Origin of the sequence: Stenotrophomonas nematodicola, assembly GCF_009467805.1 — a bacterium.
GTDB lineage: Bacteria > Pseudomonadota > Gammaproteobacteria > Xanthomonadales > Xanthomonadaceae > Stenotrophomonas > Stenotrophomonas nematodicola.
This window is the reverse complement of the sequence record NZ_WIAY01000001.1, coordinates 1,462,181-1,480,797: the sequence shown is the minus strand read 5'-3', so window position 1 is coordinate 1,480,797 and position 18,617 is coordinate 1,462,181. Positions and strand designations below refer to the sequence as shown.

The window sequence follows — 18,617 nt, the reverse complement described above, 5'->3', positions numbered from 1 at the left end:
TTCAGGAAAACCGTTGACGTGAAAATTTGCCGCCCTATAATGAGCGGCTCAGCAGCACCGGGCGGTTAGCTCAGCGGTAGAGCATTGCCTTCACACGGCAAGGGTCGCAGGTTCGAACCCTGCACCGCCCACCATAATTCAGTCGAAAAAGCCTCCGGAAACGGGGGCTTTTTTGTTGGCGTGAACCCGGCGGGCAGCGCGATCACACCCGCCGCCGCGACGCAGGCCTGCAGGATCAGTCCGGCGTCATGCCGGCGCGCCGGATGAGGCGAATATCGAAGTCGGATTCGTCGTCCTGTACAGGAACGGTGACCTCCACGCCCATCCTCGGCAGGTTCCGCTGCCAGAACGCCTTCGCCTGCAGATCCCTGCGCCAGGTGGCCAGCAACCATTGCCCGCTCTGCGGCGTGACCAGCGCCGCAACGACGGCGGTGGCGATGCCTTTGCCCCGGTGTGTGGGCAGGACGAACAGATCGGCCAGCTCGCGTATCGGTTGGCCCTGGAACGCGACGTCGTCCACCAGCACAAAGCCGCACAGCGTGTCCTCCCACCACAGCAATCGCGCCCACGTCGGCTGCTCGCGCAGGGTGGCCTCGACATCGCTTCGTGTGCAGTCGTACAGACCGTCGGGCTGGATGTTCTCGCCGCTCCACCGGGATGCGTCGAAGTAGTACAGCTGCATCAGCCGGAACAGGGTGTCGGTGTCGGCTACCGAGGCGGTGGGCATTCTCAACGGTGGCATCACGAACCGCTCCTTGGCGTGGGCCTCGCAGTATCTCCCAGCCGCGCGCCACCACGTCGGGTGGGTGCCAAACCGCGACAATCAGGTGCCCGGGCCGGCGCATGCCTGGCCCGGACCCCAGTTCCGGCAGCGCGGGCGGGACTGCCTTATGATCCACCCACTTCATTCCCGCACCGGCATCATGGAACGAGCCTGTACGACCTCTGCTGTACGACCCCTGTGGGCACGTGTCGCCGTTCTCACATTGCTGCTGGGGTGTGTCGCTCCCGCGCTGGCGCAGACCGCGCGCAAACCGTCGCCCTACGAGTACCGGCAGGGCAGCGATACGTCCGCCACGCCGGTGGCCGAGGGACCGGATTACCTGTCGCGCATCGACAGCCGCGCCCAGTTCATGCAGCTCGCGCGCGTGTACAACGCAGGCACCGCGCTGGAAATGCCGCACCTGATCTTCGTGATCGACCGGCGCAACGCGGCGCGCATCTACTACATCAACACCCCGCGCATTGCGCTGCACGAGCAGTTCGTACGCCGCCAGCGGCTGCTGCCGGGCATGGACAAGGCCACGCTCAATGCGCAGTACCGCGATCCGCAGCGGCGCTTCCTGTTCGGCACGATCAGTTGGCAGCAGGATCTGCCGGGCTACACCTACGAGTTCTGGGAGGGCGACCAGCTCACCGCGCCCCTGCTGCTGCAGACCGACCAGGTGGTGCGCGCCTCGTTCCGCGACCCCATCCGCTTCAAGACCAACTCCACCCGGCACGAGCAGCTGGCCAGCACCATGAAGCTGCCTTACGTCAGCCAGGAGGCCCTGCTGCGCGAGCAGCGCTTCCTGCCGCTGAACACCGGCCGCGCGGAAGGCCGGCTGCGCATCGTGCGTTCCGAGCAGCAGCTGCGCACGCTGTCGCCGCGCGATATTCCGGTGTTGGATGAGGTGCCGATCGCGCTGGCACCGGTGGCCGGCCTGGTGACGCAGCGACCGTCCACGCTGCTGTCGCACGTCAACCTGCTGGCCAAGGGCTGGGGCATCCCCAACGCATACGTGGCCGACGCGCAGAATGCGCTGCGCCAATATGACGGGCGCTGGGTGACGCTGGAGGTGACCGCCAACAACTACCGGGTTACGCCGCTGGCGCGCCCGGCCAGAACGCCTTCCGCCACGGCGGTCCGCCCGGCGGCACGCAATCTGCCCCGCCCGGACCTGACGGTGGTGGCGCTCAAGCCGCTGGCGTCCCTGCGTGCGCGCGACAGTTCCCACTGCGGGGTGAAGGCGGCCAACCTGGGCACACTGAAAACCGCGCTGCCGCCCGCCGCGCGCGTGCCGGACGGTTTCTGCATCCCGTTCTCGCACTACCAGGCGATGATGCAGCGGCTGCAGATCGACGAGCGGCTGCACGCGCTGCAGCGGCGCCCCGGCTTCGGCACAGACCCGGACGTGCGCCGCGAGGCGCTGGCCACGCTGCGTGCCGAGATCGCCAATGCCGCGCCCGATCCGGCCTTCATCCGCACGTTGGAGGCCCGCTGGCGCGAGCAGCTGCAGGGAGGCGGTGTGTTCGTGCGCAGCTCGTCCAACTCCGAGGACCTGCCCGGTTTCAGTGGTGCCGGGCTGTACACCACCGTTCCCAACGTGACCCGCGCCGATGACCTGGCCAAGGCCGTGCAGACGGTGTGGGCATCGGTCTACAACTTCGAGGCATACGAAGCGCGCACGGCCGCCGGGCTGCAGCAGGATGCCGTGGCGATGGCGGTACTGGTCCAGCGCGCCGCGCCTTCAGACAGTTCCGGTGTGATGATCACCCGTGACCCCTTCGATGCCGCGCGCCGCCACATCACCTACATTTCGGCCAAGCGCGGTCTGGGCATCCGCGTGGTGGAAGGCAAGCGCCAGGCCGAGCAGGTGATGTACTCCAGCTGGTCCAAGGCGGTGCAGGTGCTGAGCCGGTCGGCCGAGGATACCCAACTGGTGGCCAACGCCGCGGGTGGCGTCCGCGAGGTGCCCATCACCGGCTCGCGGCAGGTCCTGACCGATGCGCTGATCGCGCGGCTGGCCAGGATCGGAACAACCACCAAGCAGGCACTGGGCGGCGTGGACCAGGACATCGAGTGGGCCGTGGTGGGCGATGAGGTGCTGATGCTGCAGTCGCGACCCTATGTGGACGGAAGCGCGCGCTGACGGGCGGCTGCCTGCCCACGCCCGCTTGCCGGCCGTCCTGTGCTTGCCTATGCTCCAGCCAGATCAGGGGGAGCCAGGGACGATGAAGAAGATCATTATCGGCGCGGTACTGTGCCTGGTCGCCGCGTACGGCTACAGCAAGCTCAGGCACGTTGACCTTGCCGATGTTGGAACCTCCCGCAGCGCCTGGGCTGCACCTGAACCTGCCACGGCAGCGCCTGCGCGCTACAGCTGCGATGGCCGCACGCACTGCTCGCACATGCGCTCGTGCGAAGAGGCCACGTATTTCATCCAGAACTGTCCCGGTACGCAGATGGACGGGGACAACGACGGCATCCCGTGTGAGCAGCAGTGGTGCGGGTGAGTGACCGGATCACGGTGAGCGACCCGGGGCACTGGCAGAGCCGGCGGGCAATGGCGTTCAATGCGGTCACCCTTGCTCACCGCCTGGAACAACGATGCCCGCGCTTGCCCTGCTGATTGCCGCTGTCGCTGCCGTGGCAGCGAACACGCCGTCCGCGCCGGATGCCGCCACACTGGCGGCCATCGAGGCCACCTGCCTGGACTATGTGGACGGCCAACTGGAGGCGGACCCGGACCGGGTGGCGCGGTCGCTGCACCCGGACCTGGCCAAGCGCAGGGTGCTGGGCGATACCCCGGACGAGCGGCTGGGCCTGCGCCGCATGAGCAGGGAGGAACTGGTGGAGCTCACCCGCCAGGGTGCGTTGAAGACCCCGAGGGAGCAGTGGAACCGCAGCTGCCGCGTGCTGGATGTGACGGCCGATGCGGCCTCGGTGCGGTTGGAGACGCCGTGGTTCGTGGACTACTTCCACATGGGGCGATTCGGCGAACGCTGGATCATCGTCAACGCGCTCTGGTACAGCAAGCCGGCGTCGACGCGCATCCCGCAGCCCTGACGCAGGGCGCGGGCGCGCGTCGCCGATGCTTACGCCACCCGCACCAGCTGGTGCTTCACGCTGGGCCACAAGGCCAGCTTGTGGGTCACGTTGGTGATGGTACGGCGCGGGTCGGTGGGATGGGGCCGGGACGAGGTGGTGGTTCTGCCCTGGCGCCACAGCCCGAACATCACGATTTCCGTCCCCACCGGGAAGGACTGCAGCCACGCCGCATCGCTGTGCCCGACGCTGATTTCATAGAAATCCCTGCGGTCGGTCACGCCGGTATGCTGGTACTTCGGTGCGCAGTTGAGGTACACCGAACCAGGCTGGGTGGCGCGGTGCGAGCGGACCGTGCCGACCAGCGCCAGGGGCAGGTCGGTGGATGTCGCGCCCAGCCGTTCCCAGGCCTCGTCGTACCGGTCCTGCGTGTAGAAGAAGCTGCTCCAGTCGACCTTCTTCTTGCCCAGGCGCAGGGTCAGGTGCGTCGCCAGCAGCGTGTCGCTGCCGCACATCGCGCGCAGGATGAGCAGATCGGCAAGGGTGCGCAGGTAGCCCGCCAGTACCGGGTCCGCGCCGTGATGCTCAGCACCGCCACGTTTCAGGCCCTGCTGCAGGAGCAACAGCCGCAGCTCGTGCGTTCCTTCGCCAAGCGGGGGCAGGAAGTCGGCATCGGCGCCGGCGGCGAGCAGGGCCTGCAGGTGCGCCGGCGCATCGTACCGGCAGCCGGGGCGGTGCTCGGCTTCCTTGCCCAGGTCGATGTAGGCCGGCATGTGCACGGGCTCGGCATGACCGGCGTGGCGCCTGCTGTGCCCGGGCACGAACGTCACCGGAACGCCGCACCCCGGGCTGTCACACAGCAGGGTGGGCAGGGTCTGTTTTGTGTCATGGCGCTTCTGCAGGTCGTCAACACGGTGCAGGGTGCCGTGCGTACCCACGGCGGTGCGCATCTTCATGCCGCGACTCATCGTGAACCGCTGCGTGATTCGGCGGCGGGCATCGTCGCAAACCGCAGCCGGTTGTTGTCCGGATCGACCACCATCATCTCGCGCCCGCCCCACGGCATGTCTGCCGGCGCGCGCAACACCGGCGCGCCGGCCGCCACGAACGCCGCATGCACGGCATCCACGTCCGCCACGCGGAAGTACACCGCGCCGCCCGGCTCACAATCACCGGCGTGCTCGCTGAGGAACACCTGCTGCCCTGCGCGGCTGATCTGCACGAACAGCGGCATGCCGTCGGCGAACCGGTGCTCCCAGTCAACGGCAAACCCGAGCCGCTGATAGAACGGCACGCTGAGGGTGGCGTCGGTCATGCGCAGTTGCGGAATGACCGTCTGATGCGCGTCTGCGTCCATCAGCCCGGGTACGCCGGGAAGCGTTCGTCGGGGTGGTGCTTTTTCCATTCGGTATGGGCCACGGTGCCTTCCCAGGCGAGGAAGGCCTGGGGCACGCGGCCGCGGCCGGACCAGGTGACCTGGCTGTGCGGCAGCCAGTAGCGTGGCGGCGCCTCTGCCGCCGCTTTGGCGGGCTTGGCGCGGGGGCCGGGGTGGGTCGAGTGCTCAACGGCCACGGCGGCCCGGATCCTGCGCTGCTGTTCCGGGCTGAAGTCGGCGAAACTGGCGTTGAGCAGCACGAGGACGCGCTCATACGCCTCCTTGGTAGCTACCCGCAGCAGGGCGGCCGGGGAGGCGGAGGCGGGCGGTTTACGGGGCATGCGAATCCAGGGAAGCGGGAGCTGACGGGCGGCACGATAGCAAATGTCCCTGTGAAACCGTGGCGGGCGGCACGATGACCGCGCGTTGCCACGCAGCGGACGCGGCCGGAGCCACCCGGCAGTGGGGCCGGTGGACCCGGCGGCGGCATCGGGATGGGGCACAATAGGGGGATCGGGCTGTCGCGCTCGAGTGCGTCGCAACGGATGCACGGTGTGGCAGTCGTCCCTGCATGGAGGTTGGAATGACGTTCCGGGCATGCGTGCGTTCTGTACACGTGGCGGCGTTGCTGGCGGGGCTGTCGTTGGCAGGCTGTGGTGAGGCGCCATCGACGGCAACAAGGACGGGTGTGCCCTCCGCCCCGACGGCGTCTGCCGACCCCGCAGCGGCGCTGGTCGCGCGCTTCAGGCTCGGCAAGGGGCTGGCGCAGCTCGCCGACGAGGCGGCACGCAGCACCACCACGTTCGCGTCGATGGTCGAACAGACCGGGGCCGATGCCGCGACGCAGCGCGTGCAGGCGGAGATCGGCCGCCTGCTGCCGGCCTACCAGGCCCGCTGGGACGGCATGCTGGCGGCAATCTATGCCCGGCACTTCTCCGCGGACGCGCTGCATTCGCTGGCATCGCAAGGGACCCGCTCACCGCACGCGGCGCGTTTCAACGCGCTGCAGAACACGGTGGCTGCCGAGATGCGGGCCGACGCGCAGCCGCTGCTGCGGCAGCTGGTTGCCGACGCGCTGACCCGCGCCTCGCAACCGCGCTGACACCGCGTACAGCCGTACCCGCAGTCACCAGAGAGACGCAATGGCAGACCCTTACAACAACAGCGCACATCCGCCTGCCGCCCCCCGGCTAGACGATTCGATGGTGACCACGGCAATGGAACTGCCCGGCTTCCGCGTGGTGCGCAGTCTCGGCGTGGTACGCGGCATTACCGTGCGCTCGCGCTCGATCGTGGGCAACGTCCTTGGCAGCCTGCAGACGCTGTTTGGCGGCAACATCACCATCTACACCGAGCTGTGCGAGCAGGCGCGCGAGGAAACCTACCGCGACATGGCCAGGCACGCGCGGCTGCTGGGTGCCAACGCAATCATCGCCATGCGCTATGACGCGACCGACATCATGACCGGGTTGACCGAGGTGCTGTGCTACGGGACGGCGGTGGTGGTGGAGCCGACCAGCCGGTGAGGTACCGTGCGGCGTACCGGAAGCGGTACGCCGCAGTTGCGTTCAACGATCTGTTCCCTTCTGAAGAAACGCAGTCAGATTCAACAAGCCGGCCAGCGCGCTTTCAAGGTAGGCGACGAAGCTGCTGTGATGCTCCTGCAATTGTGTCCAGTAGGTCACGATTTCGTTCTCTTCGCCAGGATGCATGAACGTTGGATCCAGCAAGACGAAGTCTTCACCTTTGCCGGGCGGCCCGGACAGCTGAATCGCGTCGCCAAGACGTGCCATCAGCCACGGCTCATCCTCCGATGCCTCCTCTTCAAGCATGCTCCTCCAGTCGGAGGCAATCGTCGCGTTCTCATTGCCGAATGGCTGGATCAACTCGACCGGAAGCAAGGTGCTGATGTAGTTGCCGGGCATCAAAAACCCATTGCTGACAGACAGAAACTGCTTGTAGCTTGGCGGAAGCGAGATCCCAAGCCGCGCCTCTGCGGCGAGAATGCTGGCCTTGGATGCGGGGGGCATTCCGAGCCAGACGACATCCCCCGACAGGCAGCGTCGCGCCAGATCGGCCAGTGCGGAATCCGGGTGCGTTGCGAGGAATGGACTCAGCCCAAGGTCGACGTGCGCCTCTGCTGGCGAGGCTCTCCAGTGCGCGATTGCAGCAGTGTTCATTGCCTGCATCAGCTCATCCATTGCCATCATCGTTACCGTCTCCGATCAATGACTGGTGCGCCGCTGCGTTCGCGCGACGTCTCATTCGCATTACTCGACGACCTTCACCCGGAACTGCTCACCATCGAGCACGCGTGCCGCGGTGCAGAAGAAGTTGCCCAGTCTGCGCCCGACCTTCTGATTGCCTTCGCCAAGAATGTAGCGTACCGACATGGACGATTCCGGCACGACAGAGGCGCCCTGGTTCGTTGCTGCGAACGGGTATTCGTCACAGTTCAGTCCAGCGCCCGCGCTCTCTGGAAATCGCGTGCGACACAGTTTCCCGGCTGCAGTGCGGTTGGCGGTGTTTAGTCTGGCGTCACTCGTTCGTGTCAGTGCCGCGCCTCTCAGCCAAGCATCGTGATGCCAGTAGCCTATGTTCCCGGCAGTATCGACTGTGCAACCAGGTACACCCCGTGCATCAGGATTTTCATGCCACCTGCCGATCGTGCCGGGGAGCGTCGACTGTGCAACCTTGATGTGCTCGGCCGACTCATCCGTATCGGGATCGCTCAGGCTTACCTCGAAGACGGCAGGGTAGTCGGCGAATCGACACCCGGACGTACTGCTCCTGGCTACTTTGTCGCAGCGAAGCGTTGGCGCCGAACTCTGGATCAATGACTGGTCATTGTTGAAGCGCGACAGCACCAGTTGGGTGTCCTGGCCGGTCTTTCCCTCATCGGTATCGAATCCCAGGGGAACGGCGAAGTCGAACGTGCCCGGGCCCGACAACGTGAGGGGGGCGAAGGGCTGCCTGTCGGTGCAGCTGCCGCAGTAGAGCTCGGGAACAACGACCAAGCCGGACATTGCATTGCCCTGCACGGCATCGAACACCACGCGGACGCGATGCATCCATGTCTGGCCGTTTCGGGGCAGGGACACGTAGCCGTACAGCGTCACAGTGGCGGTCTCGGTCTGGCCGGTGTCGGGGTTGTGGGAGGAATAGGGTGCAGTTCGCTTGACGCAGTAGTGCAGGCGCGAGCCTGCAGCGTCTGCTTCGTCCTGGTCGCTGGCGTCCTTGCAGACCTCGTCGAAGGGAAGCTCTGGATTCTCCAGCGCGGCCTCGTACTGCCGAAGCTCGGCCATCGACATGCTGGCGATCATCTGCGCGTCGGACGGGCAGTCGTCGTCTTCGCGTGCGTTCACAGAGACGCTGAAAAGCAGGGCGACCAGCGCCAGTGCAAGCGGTGTGCGGTTCATGTGGGCTCCTTGGGTGCAACGGCGACAGGCGCACGGCGGCGTGCAGTGCCGTGGGTGATACGCCGAAACCCGGGAGGTGCTATGTAGGGAAAGTGCGGGGCGAATGCGAAGCGTGACGGGCCATGTATGTCGTTTACGACTACTGGCACGCTTCGGATGCCTCACCCTGCGGCCGCAGGGCCGATGCTGTGAACCCGTTCCGATCCATGCTGTGCCGCATTCGGCACGTTCTGGTGCGACGGGCTGCGGCTATGATTGAGGCGGCCGCCCCGCGCCGCATGCCTGCGTCCGCCGTTCAAAGGAAAATGATGCCGACGACCGTTCCCCGGGTTTCCTCGTCCTGCTTGCGCGTCTGCGCGGCCGTGGTGGCCTGCCTGCCGATGCCGGCGATGGCCTCGGATTTCACCGGCATGCTGACCGGGATGACCCTGATGCTGCTCGCGCTGGTGCTGCTGGTGGTGGCCCCTCTGCTGCTGGTGCGCCGGCATGCCTGGGCGCGGTGGCTGGGTACCGGGCTGGGCGGTCTGGCGATGCTGGTGGGGGTGGGGACCTTCTGCGTGGATACGTGGCGGGTGCTGGCCCGAATCAGGGCGCATACCGCAATGCCGACGCTGCTGTACCTGGGGCTGTACATCGCACTGTGGTTGGCCATTGCGTATGTCATCTGGCGGCTTCGCCGCCGGCCGCTCCCTGGCGCCAGCTGAGCGGCACGATACGCGCCACGTATCGCGGCGGCACGCAACAGGTATTGGATGCGGCGACGCCGTCCAACCGATGCTGTGCGGATGAGAGCACACAACAGGATTTCTTTCGATGGCCAGGTCGGTCTGATCACCGGTGCCGCCGGTGGCCTCGGCCTGGCGTACAGCCGGCTGCTGGCCCAGCGTGGCGCGCACGTGGTGATGCAGGACGTGGGGGCCGGGATGGATGGCACGGGCGGCGATCCGCAGCGGATCGCGATGGCGGCCGCGCAGTTGGACGGAGAGGGCCTGACGGTGCAGGCGGAGTCCGCAGGCATCGCCAGCCGCAGCGACTGCCACGCGCGGGTGGCGGCCATCCTGCAGCAGCACGGCCGGCTGGACTTCATCATCCACAACGCCGGATGGGTGCAGTACCAGCCGATCGATGCGCTGGACGAAGACGGCTTCGACCCGATGATGGCCATCGCGGCGAAGGCCCCGCTGTGGCTGGCGCAAGCGGCCTGGCCGGCGATGCGGACCGCCGGTTACGGGCGGATCGTGCTGACCACGTCCGACCGCGCGCTGTATCCGCAGTACGTGCAGAAGGGACTGGCGGCATACGCAGCAGCGAAGCTCGCCGCAGTGGGCATCGTCAATGTGCTGGCCGACGAGGGCGCGGCGCATGGCATCGTGGTGAATGCCGTGTCGCCGGTGGCCAAGACCCGGATGTGGGGTATTCAGGGCGAGCCGGATGAACTGCACCCGGCCGCGGTGGCGCCGGGTGCGGCGTTCCTCGCATCGGCCGCGTGCCGTGAGGGGGGCTGGATCCTGCGTGCCAGCAATGGCCAGTTCCATGCCACGCGGAACGTGGAAGCGGTCGCAGTCACCTATCCGCGCGATCTGCACGCGGTGAGCGCCGACAGCGTCGAGGCGGTGGCCGCGCAGTGGCCGGCGATTGCGCAGGCGACGATCGAGCCACGCTGACCGCACGCGGTTTACGCTTGGGGCTGTGTTCCGGGACAACATCGCACATGGTCGATCTCCGCCAGCTCCGTCAGTTCGTCGCCGTCGCCGAGGAGCTGCACTTCCACCGTGCGGCCGCGCGCCTGCACATGTCGCAGCCGCCGTTGACCGCGGCCATCCGGCGGCTGGAGGAAGCGATCGGCAGCGAGCTCATCCAACGTGGCAACCGCACGCTGGGACTGACTGCGGCCGGCAAGGTGCTGCTGGAGGAGGCACGCGCGACCCTGCAGCAGGCCGACCATGCGTTGGTGGCCACCCGTGATGCGGCGGCCGGGCGCACCGGTACGGTACGGGTGGGGTATGTGGGCAGTGCGCTGTACGGGCGCCTGCCGCGGGTGATCCGTGCGTTCCGGGTCAGCCATCCACAGGTGCGGCTGGAACTGATCGAGGCGACGTCCGCACGCCAGGTCGCGCTGCTGCGCGGGCAGCGGCTGGATGTCGGGGTGCTGATTCCACCGGTGCACGAGGCCGGCGACATGCAGCTGCGCGCGTTCGATACGGACCGGCTGGCGATCGCGTTGCCGCGAAGCCATCCGCGTGCCGGCGATGCCTCCCTTGCCTTGTCCGCACTGGCCGCGGAGCCGTTCGTACTGTGGCCCGCGCGCGAAGGACAGGGCTTCCATGCGCAGGTGGTGCGGCTGTGCGCTGCCGCCGGCTTCGTGCCGCATGTGGTGCAGGAGGCGCACGGCATGCATGCGGTGCTGTCGCTGGTGGCGGTCGGCGCGGGCATCGCGATCGTGCCGGCGAGCATGCGCGGCTTCCGCGCGGAGGATATCCACTACCAGCCGCTGGCCGATGCGGACGCGTCGTTCGATCTGCAGTTGTGCCTGCGTGGCGGTGAGCGGGCGCCGGCGCTGCAGCAATGGATGCAGGCAGCGGCGATGACGGCAGGGAAATAGCCGCATTCATGCGGATGCCACATGCCCTCCACGGCGCGTACGCACGCACGGCCGTAACGTGGATCGTCCCCACTGCTGCTGGAGACCCCCATGAATCCCTTGCAGGCTGCGAGCCGCGTGATGCGCGACGGTCTGGTGGAGATCGCCGCGCTGCTGGTCGGCGAGCGCGCCGACGCGCTGCGCCGCGATGACGCTCCCGCTCCGGGCGTGGGCATCGCGCTGCCGCGTCGCCCGCCGTTGAAGCGTCCGCTGCTGCATGGGCGAAAGGGCATGGCGCCGTGGCAGAAGGTTGCAGGCGGTCCTCGCCGGCGCGACTGAGCGGCCCATTCTGATGCGGCCCCGACAAACCTGAACACGCAAACGTGTTGCCTTCGGCGGGGTTGTGGCTAACTAGCGCCCCGGATCATCAACGACGGAACGACGCGTGTGAAGAAAGCAGGACGATGGGGGCTGGCCGCCCTGATGCTGGTGGCGGCCCTGTGGGTGAGCGGCTGGCTGGCCTTCCAGTTCCCCGGGCCCGCGTGGGTGCGTTACGGGGTGGTCGGGGCCTGGGCGTTGTTTGCCGTCGGTACTGCGGTGGCGGTGGGCCGCGCCCGCGCCGGCCGTTGGCCGGGGCCGGTGTTCGTGACGGTGCTGGTGGTGACCGGGGTGTGGTGGCTGCTGGTGGCGCCGCGCCAGGACCGGGTCTGGGCCGACGATGTCGCCCAGCGGCTCAAGGTGGTCGCGTTCGATGGCAACCACGTGGTGCTCGACAACGTGCGCAACTTCACCTGGCGCAGCGAGGACGATCACGATGTGCGCTGGGAGCGCCGCGCCTATGACCTCGACCAGTTGCGCTCTGCCGATCTGATCCTGTCCTACTGGATGGGCCCGACGATCGCGCACACGCTGGTGTCCTTTGGCTTCGCCGATGGCCGCTACCTGGTGTTCTCGCTGGAGATCCGCAAGGAGCGGGGCGAGTCGTTCTCGGCCTTGGGCGGCTTTTTCCGCAAGTTCGAAATGACCCTGGTGGCGTCGGAGGAAACCGACATCGTGCGCGTGCGCAGCAATGTGCGTGGCGAAGATGTGTATCTGTACCGCCTGCAGGGCATGACCCGGGAGCAGCTCAAGGGGCTGTTCGTGTCCTACCTGGGCGAGGCGCGCAAGCTGGATGCCGCACCGGCGTTCTACAACACGCTGACCAGCAACTGCACCACGATCGTCTACGAACTGGCCAGGCAGATCGCGCCGGGCCTGCCACTGGACTACCGGCTGCTGGTATCGGGCTATTTCGCCGAGTACGCGCGCGATCTGGGCGTGCTGACCCCAGGCGTGCCGTTCGCCACGCTGAAGGCGCGTGGGCGCATTACTGAACGGGCCCGCGCCGCCGGCGACGCGCCCGATTTCTCCCGCCAGATCCGCCGCGGTGTCCCCGGCATCGAGCAAGGAATCGAACCATGATGCTGCGTGTGAATGGCCTGTCGCGGCGCGTGCTGCCGTTGCTGGCGATGGTGCTGTCGCTGCTGTTGTCCAGCGGTTGCGCGATGGTGACGATGAAACAGGTGGCGCCTACCGACTACCTGGCCAACAAGCGCGGCGACGTACTGACGTCAGGCAAGTTGAGCGCCGCCTCGCAGGAAACGCTGAGCGTCATCGGCCTGGATGAGGATCTGTGCGCCAAGGACACGGTGGCCTGCCAGAAGACGCTCGAGGACACCGTGGTCCTGCCCGAGGAACAGCGGTTGTCGGCGCTGTCCGAGCTGTGGGTGAAGACGGCGCTGGGCCTGAGCCCCAAGCCGAAGGACCGCGACAAACACCCGATGTCCGATGCGGCGCTGGATGCGTGGCTGGAAGCGGCACGCTATGCCTATGCCTACCTCTTCTTCAGCGGGCGTACGCCGTCCGATCGCGCGTTCGAGGACCGGCAGACCCAGGTTCGCGACTACTACAACTACGCTGCCGAACAGACGGCGGCGGTAGTGTTCAAACGTGCCCGCGCGCGCGCGCTGGAAGGCGAGGACTACAACGCACCAGTGGCCGGCGAGCGCTGGACGCTGACCTCGGACTTCGATGAACTGCGGATGCCCAGCATCCCCACCAGCATGGTCTCGGCCTCCTCGGTGAGCTTCGCCGGGCTGCGCAGCACGTATCGCCGTGATGGTTTCGGCGCCGAACTGGTGGTGGTGATGGACCCGCCCAAGCTGGTGGCGCCGGCGGACGGCCAGAAGGCCGCGATTCCGCAGTACAGCGAGATGTCGGCGATCAATGCCACCGCCCTGCTGCGCTTCAAGGGCGATACCCTGCAGCAGGTGCTGGATACCACCCAGGTGCTGTTCGATGTGTACTCGCCGGAGTCCACCGAAAGCGTGGACCTGCACGGCGAGAAGGTGCCGCTGGCCGGCAACTTCACGGCCGCCTACGGCATGTGGCTGGCCCAGTCGGGATTCGCCACGCAGTCGCTGCGCACGTTGTTCGGACTGAGCGAAGGCATCGCCGAGCCGCACATGTACCTGATGCAGCCGTGGGACCCGAACCGCCGCATCATCTTCATGCTGCACGGCCTGGGCAGCAGTCCGGAGGCGTGGGTCAACGTGGCCAACGAGGTCATGGGCGATCCTGAGCTACGCCGGCATTTCCAGGTGTGGCAGGTGTACTACCCGACCAATGCGCCGATCGCGTTGAACCGGTTCGAGATCAACCAGGCGTTCAACAACACGCTGAAACACTTCGATCCCACCGGCAGCAGCCCGGCCTCCAAAGACATGGTGTTCATCGGCCACAGCATGGGCGGCGTGCTGGCGCGCCTGCTGGTGACCTCATCCGGCGACGCACTGTGGGACCAGCTTCTGGCCAACTACGATCTCAAGGGCGAACGGCTGAAGCGGGTGGAGGCCAAGCTCGGGCCACTGCTGCACTTCACCGCCGAGCCCAGCGTGGAGCGTGCGATCTTCATCGCCGCGCCGCACAAGGGCACCGACATCGCCGGCAACCGGATCGGTCGCCTGATCGGGCGGCTGGTGCGCCTGCCGATCACCCTCCTGGGCAAGTTCGAGGATGTGTTCCAGACCCTGCAGCAGGCCGAGACGCAGTCGGCGCAGCCGACCAAGCTGCAGATTCCCAACAGCATCGACAACCTCAAGGCCAGCGATCCATTCGTGAAGGCGGCCGGTGCGCTGCCGATCATGCCGGGGCTGAAGTACCACTCGATCATCGCCCAGCGCAAACCCGAGGTGCCGCTGGAACAGTCCGACGACGGGCTGGTGCCGTACTGGAGCGCGCATCTGGAGGGGGCGGTGTCGGAGAAGGTGATCATCTCCGGCCACAGCGTGCAGGAAACCCCGCAGGCCGTGCTGGAAATCCGCCGCATCCTGCGCGAGGACCTCAAGGAAGTGGGCGACGCGCACCCGTAGCGCGGGGCTTTGCCCCGCTGCGATGGGCCGATGCGAAGGGCAGCCGGGTAGAACCCGGCTCTACAGGGGCCTTCAACGGTTGCCGGAGGGAAACCGGCGCGCGGTTGGGCGCGCTCCCGTAGAGCGGGGCTCTGCCCCGCTGCGATGGGCCGATGCGAAAGGCAGCCGGGTGGAACCCGGCTCTACGGGGGACTTCAACGGTTGCCGGGTGGAACCCGGCTCTACAGGGGCCTTCAACGGTTGCCGGGTGGAACCCGGCGCGCGGTTGGGCGCGCACCCGTAGAGCGGGGCTCTGCCCCGCTGCGATGGGCCGATGCGAAAGGCAGCCGGGTGGAACCCGGCTCTACGGGGGACTTCAACGGCAGCCGGGTGGAACCCGGCTCTACGGGGACTTCAACGGCAGCCGGGTAGAACCCGGCTCTACGGGGGACTTCAACGGCAGCCGGGTAGAACCCGGCTCTACGGGGGGCCTTCAACGGTTGCCGGGCGCTACACGCGCCGTGCCACGGCTGCGCTGGCCACGGCGAGGAGCAGCATGATGGCGTAGGTGAGCAGGTAGCCGACCATCACGTTGCCCTGCAGGAACAGGGCGAACAGCGAGCCGGAGATGGCCAGCGTGGTCGCCACGCCGAGCGCTTCGCTCAACTGCAGGGCCGATGTGTTGGCGCCCTGTTCGGCCGGCGGCGACAGTGACAGCGTGAGCACCGACAGGCTCGGGTAGATCAGGCCCATGCCGAGTCCGGTCAGCGACCAGCCGGCCAGCGCCAGCCACAGCGGCACGCCGGGCTGGATCGCCAGTGATGTGGCGAGGATGCCTGCGCACATCAGCAGGGCGCCGCTCTGCAGCAGTTGCCGGCGTGACCAGCCGCGCTGCTGATGGCCCTGCAACCACGAGCCACTGAACCAGCCCAGTGCGCCCAGGCTCAATGCCACGCCCGCCAGCAACGGGGTCAGGCCGCGTTCGCGCTGCAGCAGCAGCGGCAGGAAGGCTTCGCAGCCGAAGAAGGCCGAGGCGGCGATGCCGCGCAACGCGATCACGCTGGGCAGGCCGCGATGCAGGCGCAGGGTGCCGCGCGGCAGCAGCCTCCAACTGCACAGCGCGAGCAACGCCAGGGCCGGCAGCAGCAGGCCCAGGGCTGCCCAGCCGGACTGCTGGCCGCCGATATACAGCAGCAGCGCGCCGATCGACGCACCGATGGCCCAACGCACCACCGTGGGGTGGCTGTCGGCAGCGGCGCCGGTGGGCGGCAGCTTGCGCAGCGCCGGGCGCAGCAGCAGGGCGGCCGGGATGGCGAGCAGAGGCACGGCCAGGAACACCCAGCGCCAGCCCAGATGCTGCACGATCAGCCCGCTGATGCTGGGGCCGATCAGCGAAGGCACCACCCAACCGGCGGAAAATGCGGCGAACACGCGTGGGCGCATTGCCTCTGGAAATGTGCGGCCGACCAGGACATACAGCGCCACCGAGATCGCACCGGCGCCCAAGCCCTGCATCAGCCGGCCCAGCACCAGTACCGGCATGTGCTGGGCCAGCCCGGCCACCAGCAGGCCGGCGATGAAGCAGGCCAGACCCAGCCACAGCGGCCGCGCCGGACCGCGCTGATCGCTCCAGCGTCCGGCCAGGGTCATGCCGATGACGCTGGTGGCCAGCGTTCCGCCGAAGGCGAGTGCGTAGAGCCGCAGGCCATCCAGGTCATGCGCGACAGTGGGCATGGCGGCGGCCACTGCCAACGCCTCAAACCCGTGCAGCGACACGAGGGCGACCATGCCGATGGTGGTGGCGCGGTAGGTCGGGGACAGGATCGACGGCGATGGGGCACGATCGGGGGCGGACGCGGTGACGCTGACATCGGAAGACATGGGAACATCCAGGCAACAGGGGGGCAGGGCGCTTGCAGGGCGCCGGCGCACAGCGCAGGATGTCACCTGAACCAAGGTTGAGGTCAAGCAGTGATCGCGCAGGAATTGAGTGTAGGCGAAGTGGCCAGGCGCAGTGGCGTGGCGGTATCGGCGCTGCACTTCTACGAGCGCAAAGGGCTGATCCGCAGTCTGCGCACGGCGGGCAACCAGCGCCGTTTCGCCCGCGATGTACTGCGCCGGCTGGCGGTGATCCGCGTCGCGCAGCGGGTGGGAATGCCGTTGGAGGCCGTCTCCGCCGCCTTTGCCGCGCTACCGGAGAACAAGACCCCGACCAAGGCCGAATGGGCACGGATGTCGGCGCTGTGGCGCAGTGAGCTGGATCAGCGGATCGAGCAGCTGCTGCTGTTGCGCGACCAGCTCACCGACTGCATCGGCTGCGGCTGCCTGTCGCTCAAGCGCTGCCGGCTGACCAACCCGGGCGATGCACTGGGCGAGCAGGGCGACGGCCCGCGGCGCTGGGAATGAACAGGTGGCGGCCAGCGGCCGGCACGGCCGGGCCTGGGCGTCGGCTCACCAGACGGTAAGCACCTGGCCGCTCTGCACACCTTCCACGCTGCGCTGGTAGGCCAGTGACGCACGCTGCGCGGTCACCGGTTCAAACCCGGGGAAGTACGCGCCGTAGTTGTCCATCGACTCGACCAGCACGTTCGGGCTGACCACATTGATGCGCAGCCCGCGCGGCAGCAGTTCGCAGGCGGCACCGCGCACGAAGCCTTCCAGCGCCGCATTGACGGCGGTGGCGTTGGCGCCGTCGCGGATCGGCTGGGCGCTGACGATGCCGCTGGTCAGCGTGATCGATCCCCCCACCCGCAGATGGCGCTGTGCGGCCAGTGCCAGCCGCACCTGGCCGAGCAGTTTGTCCTGCAGGCCCAGGTTGAACTGGTCGGCACGCATGTCGGCCAGTGGACCGAAGTGCAGGCGGCCGGTCGTGGCGACCACCGCATCCAGCGCGCCGACCTGGTCGAACATCGCCTGCACGCTGGCATCGTCGGTGAGGTCCACCTGCACGTCGCCGCCGTGCCGGCCGGCACGAATCAGTTCATGGTGCGCGCCCAGGGTGGCGGCAACGGCCTGGCCGAGGGTACCGCTGGCGCCGACAAGCAGAATTTTCATGGGGCTCGCTCCGGGTGAGGGAAGCCCAGTCTGCGCTGCTGCGAGTGGTTCGGTAACCGGCGTATGCTTTGCAGATTGCAAAGCAGGGGTTTCCAATGGATACGTTGCGCTGCATGCAGGCGTTCGTGGCCGTGGTTGAACAGGGCAGCTTCAACGCCGCCGCCGAGCAGCTGGCGGTGTCGTCAGTGATGGTCGGCAAGTACATCCAGCAGCTGGAGACGCACCTTGGCGTGCGCCTGCTGCAGCGGAACACACGCCACCAGAGTCTCACCGATGCCGGCCGCAATTACCTGGCCGGCTGCCGGGCGGTGCTCGAGCAGGTGCAGCAGGCCGAAGCCAGTGTGGAAGGCCTCCAGGCGCAACCGCAGGGTGTGCTGCGGATCAGCGCGCCGGTGACCTGGGGCAGCTGCGTGCTGGCGCCGCTGGTGGCGCGCTACCTGGCGGCGTATCCGCAGGTGACGGTGGAACTGGACCTCAACAACCGCCGCGTGGACATGATCGAAGAGCAGTTCGACGCGGTGGTGCGGATGGGCCAGCTCGGGTCGGCCGAATGGGTGGCGCGACCGCTGCCGCCGTATGCGATGGAGATCTGCGCGGCGCCGTCCTACCTCGCGCGCAAGGGCATTCCGCAGCATCCGGGTGACCTGCGCGACCACGATTGCCTGACCCACCTGGCCTGGCGCGGGGGGCATGGCTGGCGGTTGCGCGGGCACCCCGAGCAGGACTGGTCGGAGCATTCGCGGCTGCTGTGCAACGACGGCGACGGCCTGCGTCGCGCCGCATTGGCCGGCGCCGGGCTGATCCTGCAGCCGGCGGTGCTGCTGGCCGAGGATGTGGCGGCGGGGCGATTGCAGCCGGTGCTGGCCGATTACCTGCCCGAGCCGCGTCCGTTGCATCTGGCCTACCTGCCGGATCGCCGGCCGCGGCCGAAGCTGTCCAGCTTCGTGGCGTTTCTGCTGGACAGCGTCGGCGCGGCAGCGCCGGCCTGAGG

At 67.8% G+C, this 18,617-nt stretch carries 21 protein-coding genes and 1 tRNA gene; 14 read left to right on the top strand and 8 right to left on the bottom strand.

All coding sequences use genetic code 11. The features are described 5' to 3' along the window. Nucleotides 1-59 precede the first annotated feature (59 nt). Nucleotides 60-134: transfer RNA gene (locus GDJ08_RS06960), tRNA-Val, on the top strand. A gap of 101 nt (nucleotides 135-235) precedes the next feature. On the opposite strand, the gene GDJ08_RS06955 is transcribed toward GDJ08_RS06960, so the two are convergent. Then, entirely contained in the window at nucleotides 236-742 is a 507-nt protein-coding gene (locus GDJ08_RS06955; protein ID WP_136005619.1) for a GNAT family N-acetyltransferase, read from the bottom strand. Between the two features lie 181 nt (nucleotides 743-923). Between GDJ08_RS06955 and GDJ08_RS06950 the strand changes: the two genes are divergently transcribed. The 3 genes from GDJ08_RS06950 to GDJ08_RS06940 all read left to right on the top strand — a co-directional run bounded on the left by GDJ08_RS06950 (nucleotide 924) and on the right by GDJ08_RS06940 (nucleotide 3,829). Beyond that, a complete protein-coding gene (locus tag GDJ08_RS06950; RefSeq protein WP_229296459.1) occupies nucleotides 924-2,912 on the top strand; it encodes a PEP/pyruvate-binding domain-containing protein in 1,989 nt (662 codons plus the stop codon). Between the two features lie 82 nt (nucleotides 2,913-2,994). Further along, nucleotides 2,995-3,276 (top strand): excalibur calcium-binding domain-containing protein, encoded by a 282-nt coding sequence (locus GDJ08_RS06945; protein ID WP_026070808.1) that lies wholly within the window; start codon nucleotides 2,995-2,997, stop codon nucleotides 3,274-3,276. A gap of 94 nt (nucleotides 3,277-3,370) precedes the next feature. Beyond that, the gene (locus tag GDJ08_RS06940; RefSeq protein ID WP_153164552.1) at nucleotides 3,371-3,829 is read left to right on the top strand and encodes a nuclear transport factor 2 family protein; all 459 of its coding nucleotides are present in this window, start codon (nucleotides 3,371-3,373) and stop codon (nucleotides 3,827-3,829) included. 29 nt (nucleotides 3,830-3,858) lie between these two features. On the opposite strand, the gene GDJ08_RS06935 is transcribed toward GDJ08_RS06940, so the two are convergent. Genes GDJ08_RS06935 through GDJ08_RS06925 form a run of 3 tightly spaced genes read right to left on the bottom strand, consistent with a single transcriptional unit; the run spans nucleotide 3,859 to nucleotide 5,524 of the window. Next, nucleotides 3,859-4,764 carry a hypothetical protein gene (locus tag GDJ08_RS06935; RefSeq protein ID WP_229296458.1) on the bottom strand — a complete coding sequence of 302 codons (906 nt, stop codon included), beginning with the start codon at nucleotides 4,762-4,764 and terminating at the stop codon, nucleotides 3,859-3,861. An 8-nt stretch (nucleotides 4,765-4,772) separates the two neighbouring features. Continuing rightward, nucleotides 4,773-5,165: a bleomycin resistance protein gene (locus GDJ08_RS06930; protein ID WP_017356310.1), complete on the bottom strand. Its 393-nt coding sequence runs from the start codon at nucleotides 5,163-5,165 to the stop codon at nucleotides 4,773-4,775. Beyond that, nucleotides 5,165-5,524, bottom strand: a complete 360-nt coding sequence (locus GDJ08_RS06925) for an H-NS family nucleoid-associated regulatory protein (RefSeq protein WP_136005625.1) — start codon at nucleotides 5,522-5,524, stop codon at nucleotides 5,165-5,167. Before GDJ08_RS06925 ends, GDJ08_RS06930 begins: the two co-directional genes overlap by 1 nt. A 242-nt stretch (nucleotides 5,525-5,766) precedes the next feature. Between GDJ08_RS06925 and GDJ08_RS06920 the strand changes: the two genes are divergently transcribed. After that, the gene (locus GDJ08_RS06920; protein WP_136005627.1) at nucleotides 5,767-6,285 is read left to right on the top strand and encodes a hypothetical protein; all 519 of its coding nucleotides are present in this window, start codon (nucleotides 5,767-5,769) and stop codon (nucleotides 6,283-6,285) included. A gap of 40 nt (nucleotides 6,286-6,325) precedes the next feature. Next, nucleotides 6,326-6,709 (top strand): YbjQ family protein, encoded by a 384-nt coding sequence (locus GDJ08_RS06915; RefSeq protein ID WP_153164551.1) that lies wholly within the window; start codon nucleotides 6,326-6,328, stop codon nucleotides 6,707-6,709. Nucleotides 6,710-6,751: 42 nt separating this feature from the next. Here the strand turns inward: GDJ08_RS06915 and GDJ08_RS06910 are convergent, their stop codons facing one another. Next, nucleotides 6,752-7,384, bottom strand: a complete 633-nt coding sequence (locus GDJ08_RS06910) for an SMI1/KNR4 family protein (protein WP_165699768.1) — start codon at nucleotides 7,382-7,384, stop codon at nucleotides 6,752-6,754. 69 nt (nucleotides 7,385-7,453) lie between these two features. Beyond that, the gene (locus tag GDJ08_RS06905) at nucleotides 7,454-8,602 is read right to left on the bottom strand and encodes a NucA/NucB deoxyribonuclease domain-containing protein (protein ID WP_153164549.1); all 1,149 of its coding nucleotides are present in this window, start codon (nucleotides 8,600-8,602) and stop codon (nucleotides 7,454-7,456) included. Nucleotides 8,603-8,910: 308 nt separating this feature from the next. On the opposite strand from GDJ08_RS06905, the gene GDJ08_RS06900 reads away from it, so the two are divergent. The 6 genes from GDJ08_RS06900 to GDJ08_RS06875 all read left to right on the top strand — a co-directional run bounded on the left by GDJ08_RS06900 (nucleotide 8,911) and on the right by GDJ08_RS06875 (nucleotide 14,593). Next, nucleotides 8,911-9,306 (top strand): hypothetical protein, encoded by a 396-nt coding sequence (locus tag GDJ08_RS06900; protein WP_153164548.1) that lies wholly within the window; start codon nucleotides 8,911-8,913, stop codon nucleotides 9,304-9,306. Between the two features lie 81 nt (nucleotides 9,307-9,387). Beyond that, complete coding sequence (locus tag GDJ08_RS06895) at nucleotides 9,388-10,266, top strand: SDR family NAD(P)-dependent oxidoreductase (protein WP_153164547.1); 879 nt, start codon at nucleotides 9,388-9,390, stop codon at nucleotides 10,264-10,266. Between the two features lie 47 nt (nucleotides 10,267-10,313). After that, complete coding sequence (locus GDJ08_RS06890) at nucleotides 10,314-11,204, top strand: LysR substrate-binding domain-containing protein (RefSeq protein ID WP_153164546.1); 891 nt, start codon at nucleotides 10,314-10,316, stop codon at nucleotides 11,202-11,204. A gap of 90 nt (nucleotides 11,205-11,294) precedes the next feature. After that, on the top strand, nucleotides 11,295-11,522 hold the full coding sequence (locus GDJ08_RS06885) for a hypothetical protein (protein WP_229296456.1): 228 nt from the start codon (nucleotides 11,295-11,297) through the stop codon (nucleotides 11,520-11,522). A gap of 144 nt (nucleotides 11,523-11,666) precedes the next feature. After that, entirely contained in the window at nucleotides 11,667-12,644 is a 978-nt protein-coding gene (locus tag GDJ08_RS06880) for an Lnb N-terminal periplasmic domain-containing protein (RefSeq protein ID WP_017356299.1), read from the top strand. Continuing rightward, nucleotides 12,641-14,593 (top strand): esterase/lipase family protein, encoded by a 1,953-nt coding sequence (locus GDJ08_RS06875; protein WP_017356298.1) that lies wholly within the window; start codon nucleotides 12,641-12,643, stop codon nucleotides 14,591-14,593. The genes GDJ08_RS06880 and GDJ08_RS06875 overlap by 4 nt, the downstream gene beginning before the upstream one ends. A gap of 489 nt (nucleotides 14,594-15,082) precedes the next feature. Here GDJ08_RS06875 and GDJ08_RS06870 read toward each other — a convergent pair whose 3' ends face one another. Beyond that, nucleotides 15,083-16,453: an MFS transporter gene (locus GDJ08_RS06870; RefSeq protein WP_136006504.1), complete on the bottom strand. Its 1,371-nt coding sequence runs from the start codon at nucleotides 16,451-16,453 to the stop codon at nucleotides 15,083-15,085. Between the two features lie 90 nt (nucleotides 16,454-16,543). Between GDJ08_RS06870 and soxR the strand changes: the two genes are divergently transcribed. Then, a complete protein-coding gene (gene soxR, locus GDJ08_RS06865; protein ID WP_017355465.1) occupies nucleotides 16,544-16,978 on the top strand; it encodes a redox-sensitive transcriptional activator SoxR in 435 nt (144 codons plus the stop codon). 45 nt (nucleotides 16,979-17,023) lie between these two features. Here the strand turns inward: soxR and GDJ08_RS06860 are convergent, their stop codons facing one another. Beyond that, nucleotides 17,024-17,626 carry a short chain dehydrogenase gene (locus tag GDJ08_RS06860; RefSeq protein ID WP_153164545.1) on the bottom strand — a complete coding sequence of 201 codons (603 nt, stop codon included), beginning with the start codon at nucleotides 17,624-17,626 and terminating at the stop codon, nucleotides 17,024-17,026. A 95-nt stretch (nucleotides 17,627-17,721) separates the two neighbouring features. Here GDJ08_RS06860 and GDJ08_RS06855 point away from each other — a divergent pair, with 95 nt between their 5' ends. Then, nucleotides 17,722-18,615 (top strand): LysR substrate-binding domain-containing protein, encoded by an 894-nt coding sequence (locus tag GDJ08_RS06855; RefSeq protein ID WP_153164544.1) that lies wholly within the window; start codon nucleotides 17,722-17,724, stop codon nucleotides 18,613-18,615. Nucleotides 18,616-18,617 lie beyond the last annotated feature (2 nt).

Excerpts from the sequence above, each read along its gene's own strand:
- GDJ08_RS06955 (WP_136005619.1), bottom strand. The coding sequence starts at position 742 with ATGCCACCGTTGAGAATGCCCACCGCCTCGGTAGCCGACACCGACACC.
- GDJ08_RS06950 (WP_229296459.1), top strand. The coding sequence starts at position 924 with ATGGAACGAGCCTGTACGACCTCTGCTGTACGACCCCTGTGGGCACGT.
- GDJ08_RS06945 (WP_026070808.1), top strand. The coding sequence starts at position 2,995 with ATGAAGAAGATCATTATCGGCGCGGTACTGTGCCTGGTCGCCGCGTAC.
- GDJ08_RS06940 (WP_153164552.1), top strand. The coding sequence starts at position 3,371 with ATGCCCGCGCTTGCCCTGCTGATTGCCGCTGTCGCTGCCGTGGCAGCG.
- GDJ08_RS06935 (WP_229296458.1), bottom strand. The coding sequence starts at position 4,764 with ATGAAGATGCGCACCGCCGTGGGTACGCACGGCACCCTGCACCGTGTT.
- GDJ08_RS06930 (WP_017356310.1), bottom strand. The coding sequence starts at position 5,165 with ATGGACGCAGACGCGCATCAGACGGTCATTCCGCAACTGCGCATGACC.
- GDJ08_RS06925 (WP_136005625.1), bottom strand. The coding sequence starts at position 5,524 with ATGCCCCGTAAACCGCCCGCCTCCGCCTCCCCGGCCGCCCTGCTGCGG.
- GDJ08_RS06920 (WP_136005627.1), top strand. The coding sequence starts at position 5,767 with ATGACGTTCCGGGCATGCGTGCGTTCTGTACACGTGGCGGCGTTGCTG.
- GDJ08_RS06915 (WP_153164551.1), top strand. The coding sequence starts at position 6,326 with ATGGCAGACCCTTACAACAACAGCGCACATCCGCCTGCCGCCCCCCGG.
- GDJ08_RS06910 (WP_165699768.1), bottom strand. The coding sequence starts at position 7,384 with ATGGATGAGCTGATGCAGGCAATGAACACTGCTGCAATCGCGCACTGG.
- GDJ08_RS06905 (WP_153164549.1), bottom strand. The coding sequence starts at position 8,602 with ATGAACCGCACACCGCTTGCACTGGCGCTGGTCGCCCTGCTTTTCAGC.
- GDJ08_RS06900 (WP_153164548.1), top strand. The coding sequence starts at position 8,911 with ATGCCGACGACCGTTCCCCGGGTTTCCTCGTCCTGCTTGCGCGTCTGC.
- GDJ08_RS06895 (WP_153164547.1), top strand. The coding sequence starts at position 9,388 with ATGAGAGCACACAACAGGATTTCTTTCGATGGCCAGGTCGGTCTGATC.
- GDJ08_RS06890 (WP_153164546.1), top strand. The coding sequence starts at position 10,314 with ATGGTCGATCTCCGCCAGCTCCGTCAGTTCGTCGCCGTCGCCGAGGAG.
- GDJ08_RS06885 (WP_229296456.1), top strand. The coding sequence starts at position 11,295 with ATGAATCCCTTGCAGGCTGCGAGCCGCGTGATGCGCGACGGTCTGGTG.
- GDJ08_RS06880 (WP_017356299.1), top strand. The coding sequence starts at position 11,667 with ATGCTGGTGGCGGCCCTGTGGGTGAGCGGCTGGCTGGCCTTCCAGTTC.
- GDJ08_RS06875 (WP_017356298.1), top strand. The coding sequence starts at position 12,641 with ATGATGCTGCGTGTGAATGGCCTGTCGCGGCGCGTGCTGCCGTTGCTG.
- GDJ08_RS06870 (WP_136006504.1), bottom strand. The coding sequence starts at position 16,453 with ATGTCTTCCGATGTCAGCGTCACCGCGTCCGCCCCCGATCGTGCCCCA.
- GDJ08_RS06860 (WP_153164545.1), bottom strand. The coding sequence starts at position 17,626 with ATGAAAATTCTGCTTGTCGGCGCCAGCGGTACCCTCGGCCAGGCCGTT.
- GDJ08_RS06855 (WP_153164544.1), top strand. The coding sequence starts at position 17,722 with ATGGATACGTTGCGCTGCATGCAGGCGTTCGTGGCCGTGGTTGAACAG.